Origin of the sequence: Acinetobacter sp. IK23 (assembly GCF_035615275.1) — a bacterium.
Lineage (GTDB): Bacteria > Pseudomonadota > Gammaproteobacteria > Pseudomonadales > Moraxellaceae > Acinetobacter > Acinetobacter seifertii.
The window spans coordinates 1-9530 of sequence record NZ_JANBNX010000046.1 but is presented as its reverse complement, the minus strand read 5'-3'; the positions used below and the strand labels follow the sequence as shown (position 1 = coordinate 9530).

General features: G+C 37.0%; 12 protein-coding genes, 1 tRNA gene and 1 other annotated feature. Of the genes, 4 read left to right on the top strand and 9 right to left on the bottom strand.

The window, feature by feature from the left end:
* Positions 1–1170 precede the first annotated feature (1170 nt).
* Together MSG95_RS18385 and MSG95_RS18380 are read left to right on the top strand one after the other, a co-directional pair.
* The gene (locus tag MSG95_RS18385) at positions 1171–1500 is read left to right on the top strand and encodes a hypothetical protein (RefSeq protein ID WP_002123631.1); all 330 of its coding nucleotides are present in this window, start codon (positions 1171–1173) and stop codon (positions 1498–1500) included.
* A 69-nt stretch (positions 1501–1569) separates the two neighbouring features.
* A complete protein-coding gene (locus MSG95_RS18380) occupies positions 1570–1791 on the top strand; it encodes a hypothetical protein (protein ID WP_004832966.1) in 222 nt (73 codons plus the stop codon).
* A 14-nt stretch (positions 1792–1805) separates the two neighbouring features.
* Here the strand turns inward: MSG95_RS18380 and MSG95_RS18375 are convergent, their stop codons facing one another.
* The 5 genes from MSG95_RS18375 to MSG95_RS18355 all read right to left on the bottom strand — a co-directional run bounded on the left by MSG95_RS18375 (position 1806) and on the right by MSG95_RS18355 (position 4680).
* Positions 1806–2321: a hypothetical protein gene (locus tag MSG95_RS18375; RefSeq protein WP_002123634.1), complete on the bottom strand. Its 516-nt coding sequence runs from the start codon at positions 2319–2321 to the stop codon at positions 1806–1808.
* The gene (locus MSG95_RS18370) at positions 2308–2472 is read right to left on the bottom strand and encodes a hypothetical protein (protein ID WP_162467028.1); all 165 of its coding nucleotides are present in this window, start codon (positions 2470–2472) and stop codon (positions 2308–2310) included. The genes MSG95_RS18375 and MSG95_RS18370 overlap by 14 nt, the downstream gene beginning before the upstream one ends.
* Before the next feature lie 353 nt (positions 2473–2825).
* Positions 2826–3077, bottom strand: coding sequence for a hypothetical protein (locus MSG95_RS18365; RefSeq protein ID WP_004832969.1), 252 nt, complete (start codon positions 3075–3077; stop codon positions 2826–2828).
* A 194-nt stretch (positions 3078–3271) separates the two neighbouring features.
* Positions 3272–3347 (bottom strand) — tRNA-Asn (locus MSG95_RS18360).
* Between the two features lie 113 nt (positions 3348–3460).
* Positions 3461–4680, bottom strand: a protein-coding gene (locus tag MSG95_RS18355) for an IS3 family transposase (protein WP_109850681.1) whose coding sequence is annotated in 2 segments (ribosomal slippage) — positions 3461–4404 and positions 4404–4680 — 1221 coding nt in all. Because the reading frame shifts where the segments join, the coding sequence is not laid out codon by codon here.
* Positions 4289–4405: a sequence feature (AL1L pseudoknot), on the bottom strand. Its footprint overlaps the gene before it by 117 nt.
* Positions 4681–5036: 356 nt before the next feature.
* Here MSG95_RS18355 and MSG95_RS18350 point away from each other — a divergent pair.
* Positions 5037–5246, top strand: a complete 210-nt coding sequence (locus tag MSG95_RS18350; protein ID WP_002123499.1) for a helix-turn-helix domain-containing protein — start codon at positions 5037–5039, stop codon at positions 5244–5246.
* A gap of 201 nt (positions 5247–5447) precedes the next feature.
* Here MSG95_RS18350 and tatC read toward each other — a convergent pair whose 3' ends face one another.
* Genes tatC through tatA form a run of 3 tightly spaced genes read right to left on the bottom strand, consistent with a single transcriptional unit; the run spans position 5448 to position 6821 of the window.
* The gene (tatC, locus tag MSG95_RS18345) at positions 5448–6215 is read right to left on the bottom strand and encodes a twin-arginine translocase subunit TatC (RefSeq protein WP_002123494.1); all 768 of its coding nucleotides are present in this window, start codon (positions 6213–6215) and stop codon (positions 5448–5450) included.
* On the bottom strand, positions 6216–6560 hold the full coding sequence (gene tatB / locus MSG95_RS18340) for a Sec-independent protein translocase protein TatB (protein ID WP_002123497.1): 345 nt from the start codon (positions 6558–6560) through the stop codon (positions 6216–6218).
* A gap of 33 nt (positions 6561–6593) precedes the next feature.
* Positions 6594–6821 (bottom strand): Sec-independent protein translocase subunit TatA, encoded by a 228-nt coding sequence (tatA, locus tag MSG95_RS18335; protein WP_002123495.1) that lies wholly within the window; start codon positions 6819–6821, stop codon positions 6594–6596.
* 231 nt (positions 6822–7052) lie between these two features.
* Here tatA and MSG95_RS18330 point away from each other — a divergent pair, with 231 nt between their 5' ends.
* A complete protein-coding gene (locus MSG95_RS18330; RefSeq protein ID WP_004740156.1) occupies positions 7053–7535 on the top strand; it encodes a hypothetical protein in 483 nt (160 codons plus the stop codon).
* A 102-nt stretch (positions 7536–7637) separates the two neighbouring features.
* Here the strand turns inward: MSG95_RS18330 and MSG95_RS18325 are convergent, their stop codons facing one another.
* Positions 7638–9245 carry a hypothetical protein gene (locus MSG95_RS18325; RefSeq protein ID WP_004832976.1) on the bottom strand — a complete coding sequence of 536 codons (1608 nt, stop codon included), beginning with the start codon at positions 9243–9245 and terminating at the stop codon, positions 7638–7640.
* Positions 9246–9530: the final 285 nt, after the last annotated feature.

Genomic DNA, 9530 nt, shown 5'->3' with positions numbered 1-9530 from the left:
GAAGAAATGGACGATGCCAATTCAAAATTGGCGTTTAGCAATGAATTGGTTTACGATTCAGTTCGATGATCGATTAAAAGATCATTTATAAAAAATGGAACTTACACAAAATAATTTACAGGCTCAATAAGAATGTCGCCCGAAGTTTTGATTTTTATATTTCCTGTTGGTCAAAGGAATGGCTAGGTAGACGATTGATTGAAACACACAATTCTTTGGCTCACTCCGTTCGCCTTTCTTTTGCCATCTTATCTTTCTACTACATGTGTATTATCCTCTATCTCTATCCTTATACCTGTGTCACTATCTACATATCTATATAGATAAATAATTAGCTATTTTCTTTATTACTGATCTATCTCTATCTACGCTTACCTATGCCTATCCGTATAGTATTATTGTTATCTATCTATATAGATTTCTACATTAATAGATAGTTATACATGCTTTTTATCTCTATCTGATTGGCTTTTTATATTGATAGTTTTCTACATTTCTATATAGATAGATTGCTTGTATATTTACTCGAACTATATATCTATATGGATTTCTATATTTCTATAAGTATTGGTGTATAAGTGTTTGCCAATATTTGTTTTTATCTCTATCACTTCTTATACGTTTGAGGATTTTATTAAGCCGCGCATCTATATCTCTACGCTTACCGAGACTTGGGTGTACTTGGGTATTCCGAGAGTTTTCGAATATATAAATATATCTTCTTAGAACATTCTTATATTACTTATTCTCGGAAATGTAGGCGCGGTTCACTTGGGTTTTTAGAGATTCTTCTCATGTATCTTTCAAACCGACATAAATGCTATCGTATTTCTTCACGGTTTCGCGTATTTCGCATTTTAGAACTTAAGATGATTGCTTTTATATCTTGCGCTTAAAGTTGCTTAAAACGCTCTAAAAAAGCGAAATAGAGTAGAGTTATAAAAACGATTAATTCACACCAAAATCAGCTTTAATTGCCTGAAGGAAAATGCCTAAGTATTAATTTGGAAAAATTCCTTAAAAATCAAATGCCTATAATTGAATTTCTGTGTTTGTTGTTGGCTTGTGGACTTATGTTGTTGATTAGCCTGATTTTTAACAAATTTTGCCTGTTTTTAAGCTATTTGGGGTTACTATAATGGGCATATGTCTTAAATGAGTCTCTAATACATGCTTACTGTATTTATTGTTTTAGTTGCCTTGTTTGTTATAGCACTAATGGTTAAGACGCATAACGAGAGAAATAAGGCGGCAAGATTAAGCCGACTTTCATTGAAAGCATCTGAGGCTTTGGTAAATGCATCTATGCATAAGATGAGACTTGCCTCAATGTCTCCAGAAGAGGCTTTTATTGAAACTCTAACCGATGAAGAACGTGAAATATATTTCAGCCTCACAACTGCACTTGAGAAATTAACTTTTAAGGTTGATATTGCAGGTAACAGAATTAAGAAACAAAGCAATGGCGTTAAACAGATCAACAAACTACTAAATGCTTAAAATTATAAATATGCCTTTTGTATTTTTGGAATTGTCGCTACTAATCAAATTGAACAAATGAGGTGACTTATGTTGATCATGATTGTTGGAATGGTGCTGGTAGCGTTATCTGTCTACCGCGGTGTTGCCCTGAGTAAGTATTTACATAGCCCGTCGGTATCGCACTCAACCAGTAGTCTGTATATGCAGGAGATGGTGGTCACGCGAATTAAACAGGCTTGGTATTGTGTTGTAGGTTTTACAGGATCAACAATGATTGCGATGGGAGTGGGGTTAACTTGGTTCATTTAAAATAAAAGGCTAGCTTATTGCGAGCCTTTCTTTTCTTCATTGTATTGATCGCCTTGTTTTCTATAGGCATCAATTTTCTTTCGAATTTGCTTCATGGCAGCATCATTGAATTTTACTCTTGGATCTTGTTCACCAAATAAATCATCATGAATAGCCATAAAGCGAATACTTGCCACTTTCATTTCGTGACCATCGGGATGTACTTGGTCAGTATCTTCAAAAGTTATAACAAGTAAAGGATCGTACTCGCCTTTAACAACGCGGGCGTGATACATATTTAGATAGTATGGAACAGAATTTCGTACAGAAGCCATGTTTTTGATTCTACCGTAGCGTCTATCGCTATCTTCTATGTATATATCGATGTAACCTTGCTCTCGCCAAAGCTCGATTAGGTTAAAGATGTCTTCTTCGTAATCCTCAATGTCTTCAATAGTGAAGCCTATATGTTGACTGATTACGAAGAATAGGTCGTGCAATTCTGCGTGGGAGATGTATTTTCTTTCGAGTTGTTGATCAGGTTGTGGCATCCCTTTTCGTGCGTTCCTTGGCCGCTTGAAAGGCTCTGCGAAGGTTGCGTCTTGTTTCTTCAGGTGTGCTGCCAGTGATTTTTGTACCACCGAAGCCTTCACCCATGCGAACAAGTTCAACAATTGCAGGGTTTACGTTTTGGTTACTCATCTTGTTCATAACTTTTCTCCATGAGGAGACTGTTGTTAAGAGATGGCTTACAAATATAAATTTGTGCCATTTCGCTTTATAGCTTTAATAAACCGCTTAAATAGTCGGTTGTTTAGTAAATCCAGAAGGCTGCAACCTTATTGATTCACTTATGCATAAACGCATATTGATAATAAATTTCTATCGGTCGACCCAGAAATTTCTAAGTTTGCATCGTTTATTTTATGCTTTTACGCATAATTTGCAATAGCGAATATTTCAAAATGAAACTATCCCTATCTAAATTAGAAATGAAATTTCTATGTAGAAATGTAGATATATAGAAATCTACAGATATTTTAAGCCATTAATTTTTAATGTTTATATGTGAATTTTTCTTTTAAGACTTCAAAACAATCTTGATCAATTTCTTGTTTTTGATGATTAAACTTAAAAACATAATGTTGACCGTTCTTTTCATATTTAGCAAAACCGCAACTTACTTGGATGTGAATAGATTCGTTTGTTTCATCTTTATCCATTTTGTGAGTAACAGAAGCACCTTTTCGCTCATACGCCAGCAAATCAAAGAATTTAGCCATCGGTGTTCTTTCGTTTGGTGTCATTTTGAGTCTTACTAAATAATGGTGCAGGGCAAGATGTGATCTGCATATCAATCCGTTGATCATCCACGCCCTAAACAAACTATCGGCTTGCTTAAGGTTAGATTGACTGGTTGCCAGTTATTCCCCTGCATGGGCAACTCCGCGCGACATTAATAAATGTTTTGACTAATAAAGTCTCATCAGGCACGGTTGAATGGCTGCCTAGAATGGGCTCGAACCAGTGACCAACGGATTAACAGTCCGCTGCTCTACCTACTGAGCTACTACGCAATATAGTTATATAATTATATGGATTTATAACTACTTATCTATATAGAAATATAGAAATCTAAATAGATAAAAAATGAACCATACCGGGTTTGCCGGAGACCTTTTTATTTAAGTTAGGCCACCTGACCTAACGGGTTAATCTTATCATAGTACATTGCTTCAAACTCAAAAGGCGATACATAACCCAGTGCACTGTGTACACGCTTTTTATTGAACCAATCTACCCAGTTTAGTGTCGCAAGTTGTACATCTGCTAAACCTTGCCAATCTGCTTTTAGATATTCAATCACCTCTGTTTTGTATAAGCCATTCACCGTTTCAGCCAAAGCATTATCGTATGAATCACCAGTCGTACCGACTGATGCTCGTAAATTTGCTGCTTCTAAACGATGGGTATAACGAATGGAAAGATATTGCACACCTCTGTCGGAATGATGAATCACATTCTTTGGCATGCCTCGATCATGCAATGCTTGCTCTAATGCATCGAGCACTATATCTGTATTCATTCGTGTAGATACTTTCCAGCCAACAATTGCTCGTGAGAACACATCAATAATAAAGGCGGTATAGACCCAGCCTGAATGAGTTTGAATATACGTAAAGTCACTGACCCACAGTTGGTCAGGATGATCAGCAGTAAAATTACGTTTCACTAAATCATCTGCTCGTTTTTGGTCATCTCGGCTACGGGTGGTTTGTTTGTTCTTACCTCGCCAAACACCTTGTATACCTAGCTTTTTCATTAATCGAGCAACAGTACAGCGTGCAATAACATAACCTTCACGTTTCAGTTGTTGCCAAACTTTACGTACACCATATCGACCTGAACTTTCTTTCCAAATTCGTTTAATTTGTTCAGCATGATGCAAATCATGTAGATCTCGCTTTGCTCGATGTTCTGGGTTTTCAGCAATATCTAGTGTTCGATAATAGGTAGAAGCTGAGATCGGTAAAATCCTACAAATCGCCTCAACACCATATAACGCCTTATTGTTATGGATGAAATCCACCATTATTTGTGTGGGCGGTCGAGCTCCGCCTGGGCGAAAAAAGCGGCTGCTTTACGCAGAATTTCATTGGCACGCTTTAATTCTTTGATTTCACGTTCCATTTGCTTCATTTTTTCTTGATCAGAGATCTGTTGTACTTTGATAGGATTTTGCTCATCTAAATGCTTTTGATGCCAAGCACGAAGTGTTTCAGGAGTACAACCAATCTTAGGCGCAATAGCTGTGATCGCAGCCCAATTAGATGGATAGTCTTTTTCAGATTCAATCAATAATTGAACCGCTCTTTCTCTGATTTCAGGGGTATATTTTAATTTGGTCATCGGAACATTCTCTCAGAATACTGAGTCTCCGACAAACCCGGTACGGTTCATGATGTAGATTCTGATACATCTACTTCTAAGTACTTGCACCTTACTAAAACTCGCAATCCCACATACATCAGTCGCCGATGTTGTTTAGTTTTAGATTTTTTACCAATGATCATTTTTTCCCAAAAATGTTTAGCCTGCCAATTTTTAATTTCATAATTTGTAAAGATGTCCATAAACTCATTGTAAAAAGGTAGATGTACGGAATTTTTCATAATGGACTGCCCAGCAAATAAAAGAGGATTATAGTCCGTGGATTTATAGTCCTCAATTACTGATATTACTGTTTTTTATACTTTCCAGTAAAAATGACAGCGTTAGCAGTAAAGATTGGGAAAATTATTCGTCAGAAAAGAACCGAATCAAGCATTACTCAAGAATCATTAGCTTTAAAATGTGAAATAGATCGTAGCTATTTAGGGCGTATCGAACGTGGAGAAGTCAATCTGACAGTAGATAAGCTGTATCAAATCGCACAGGTTTTACAAATTAGCCCCAAAGACTTATTACCAGATTAAAATAGTTTTTTGAACGACACATTTAGTCGCAGAACCTATTATTTTTCTGATTGGCTTAGTTTTAGAATTTTTGTTTTGCCAAGTACTTCCTGTACTTTAAAATCATCATGCAAAACTTTATACAGAGCCTAAACAATAGAAATTCAGCCATGAATGGCACAACTAGCTTACTAGTTCTACCACTCATACTTTGACTTACAATTAAGCAGTTTGTGGCGTTTTGGACTTTTCGATAAAACGCCCAAACATCAACCCAATCTCAAAAAGTAGCCACATCGGAATCGCCAACATTACCATACTAAGAGCGTCTGGTGGCGTAATAAACATCGAAACAAAGAAACAGCCAACAATCACATAACGTCGATTTCGAGTCAGTGTTTCCACGGAAACTAAGTTCACCAAAATCAATAATAATGTCGCTACAGGCACTTCAAAAGTTACCCCAAAGACCAAAAATAATTTCAAGCAAAAACTCAGATAGCTATTAATATCAGTCATTGGTGCAACTGCCTCGGGTGCTGCATGTAAGAAAAATGCCAACACTGCAGGTAAAGTTATAAAGTACGCAAACGAGATACCAACATAAAATAATACAATACTTGATACGAGCAATGGTACTGCAATACGTTTTTCTTGCTTATACAAAGCTGGCGTGATGAAAAGCCAAATCTGGTACAGAATGTATGGCATCACCACGATTACTGCGATAAAAAAGCTGAGCTTAAATGGTGCCATAAATGTCGTGGTAATATCCGTGGCAATCATGGTCGCATCTGCAGGAAGCTGTAAACGCAAAGGCTTTGAAAGCACTTCATACAAGTCATTGGCAAATGGAATCATGCTAAAGAATGCGGCAAAAACCGCAATCAATATCCGCATCAAGTATTTACGCAGTTCAATCACATGCGACATCAATGGCATAGACTGCAACGGCTGATCACTTTGTTGAGTTTGTGAAGAAGCCATCATCTACTCTCCTATACTTTGTGCAGGTTGTTGAGCAGCTGGATTACTTTGCCCTTGTTGCGCTTTTGTACTCGCAATATCTTCAGCACTCTTTCTCATTTCAACCAACTGCTGTTGCATATCTCGTTCTACTGCACGGATTTGATCAAGTTCACGCTGAACTTGTTCTTTCATCTCGAGCAGATTGAGCTCCTTCTCAATATCGTGCTGCACGCTATGCATTAAGCGTCGAGCTTTTCCATACCATCGCCCTACTGTACGCATTGCTTGTGGTAACTTGTCAGGACCAAGCACCACAATAGCGACAATACCAAACAGTAAGATTTCACTAAATCCCATATCTAACATTGGTTAAACCACCTTTATGCCAAATGATGAAAATTACTTTTGCGTATGTGACGCATCTCGAACGGTATGACTAGACACATCAATCACCGAAGTATCTTCGGCAAGTAGTTTTTGATCTTGATCTTCATTTTTTACTGAATCTTTAAAATCCTTAACCGCACCACCTAGGTCACGACCCAGCCCTTTGAGCTTCGATGTACCAAAAAGCAAAACAACAATAATCAAGAACAATAAAATATGCCAAATTGATAGACCTGCCATTTCACAACCCTCACCTAAACAAAAAAATAACTTAAAATAAATACTACACCAAAGAACTTAAAAATAAATAAAAAATTAAAAATAAATTATTGTGTCGTCAAATTTTAATCAACCATTATCAGGAAAATTAATTCACACTTTTATTTTACAAGTCTTTATCTAAAACATATAGTAACTGATGCTTATTGAGCTTAACTACAGCTTTAGCTGTATACAATCGAGGATCAACGCATGAACAATACAATACTTACCACCTTATTATTTGCTTTATTATCATTAAGTTGTGCAAAGGCAAGCGATAGTGGCATATCACACAACACAAAGTACACGACTACTAAAAGCAGTATTATAGACAGCCAAAACCCTCCGAAAAACAATCAATCAGAAGGATATTCAAAAGCATATGAAAGGTGCATATCAGACCACAAACAAGGATTCAACCTTGCAGTAGATTGTACGCAAAAAGAATTGGAAGATATTAATAATAAAATAAATAAAATAAATAAAATATTAGATAATAAAAAACCTCACATAAATAAAAAAAGCATTCAATCTAAATATGAAAATTATGAAAGAATGATGTGCAATGATTTAATGAATACATCAAAATTGACTAAATCCAGCTCAATCACACGATCGCAGTGCAAACTTTCACTTCGTCAAAACTATTTAGATAATTTACAAAATATACTTTCACCACAGCGACTAGAATAACCACCAGAACAATAACTGAAACGGTGTTACCCCACTGTGGTTGAGATCAAAAACTGAGCTCAACCACGCATCTTATAAATTCCCAAAACGAATCAAGCAAATTTATGCAACAGCCGCTTCACAGTTTTCAGACTTCATTGCAGTGACTGTTTCTTGCGTCTTCAAGGTGTCAGTCACATCAACAGGCAAACTCCAAACCCGAACATTGGCTGAATTAATCTCATCAGTAATTGATGGCATCCCTGAATAACGTTCTGGATAAGTAAAATCTGTGCTGTTATCAACTGAAATCATCGTTGTAGATTGTCTTGAGCCATCAGCGGTCGTTCCAAGTGCAGGTAATGACAGAAGGTATGGTGCCCCTATTCGCTTATCATAAAAAATTTGCGAAACATTACTAAAATACTCATATTTGACTTGATTTGGGTTTTGATTACTACCTTGAATACCATCATTATGAATGGCGTACTGTACCGTTGAAGCATCTTGATAGTTTTTTGCATTAAGACGAATACCAGCAGAGATTACAAAATCCAATTTAAACTCGGTATTTTTTAGCTGTGCCATGCGATACTTATCTGTAGTCGTACTGGCAACTGCGTAGTCCAAACAAATATTTATCCCAAATGGCAAGCCTTCAATTAGTTCATTATTAAATGTGGTGTCCAATAATTGACGACCATAATCATCAAAGGCTTGAACTTTATCAGACGAAACTCGCTGGATTTTTACCACCAGCTTTTCCTCTCCATTTAAAGTACAAACATGTGCATAGTTCTCCAGATCAGGATTACTGGCATTATTACCAAGTTCATCCCCTCGATCACATCTTCTATCACCAATGAAGTCAATCCAAGACACAGTGCGTTTTGGCCAAACCATATATGCAGGGCGCTGATGCTCATCATTTAAAGACAGATTATGCACACATACCAAATGGTTCGTTGCTTCTAATATTGGATTTTTATCGGTGCTGGCATCACTACCATCTTTGTTAAAAATATTTACTGATGGCTTTAACACTGCGATAGTTCCTGGGAGAAGTACCAGTTTTCCATAATCACATTCAGGAAACTTAGCAATCAAACTACGGACTTTCTGTGTGACGAGTTCTAAAAATAAATCTGCAACTACCAAGACTTCATCCGTATTCAAAAAATCAGTCCAAGGCACATTCCAATAAAATTCTGGAGCAGTAAAAAAGGTGACATCATAGTCTTGTGGTGGGCGCTCAGCAAAAGCAGTCAACATCCCTCGGTACAACAATACAAAACGATGATCGACCGAGCGCTTGACATAATCTACGATACTTTCCCAAGCCGTTTCAGTACCATCTTTATTGGTCACCAAAACTGAACCTGCTGTACCTTTACTTACTTTGCGACGTGCACGTAATTGCACAAAAGAATTATATTCAAAGTTATAGATCCCCACATTCATTTTCACCGCATCTGGACTAATGATCGGCTCAGTACCTTGTTCGGGCTCAGTCTTTTCGCCTTGATCTGGAATTTGCGGTGTTGTATCTGGGTCAAACGGTGCAATCGGTATCACCACATCCGACTCAACCTCACCACCACCTCCGCCGCCACCACAGCCCGTAAGCATGGATACCGCAGGCAAGGTCATTCCCCCAATCAAAATAGAGCGTCGAGTCAAGGGAGTATTTAAAATTGATTTTTGTAAGTTCACTTGTGGCTGTGCCATCATCATTTCCTCTAGGTTGGATTAAAACCGCTAAAACCGCCTAGATACATACAATATCTATACCAATTTTATAAAATATGTAGAAATTATGAAAAACTTTGATTTTTTGAGCAAATAATCGCCGAAAATGATATTTATTGGTTTTTCTCTAATTTTGATAATACTGATCCTAGCCAAAATAATGGACAGTACTTCCCTCTAAAGATAACGTAACGTTAACTTTGGAGATCCAAGAAATGGCCAAACGTTTTAGTGCTGAATTTAAACAGCAAGCAATTGATTATGCAC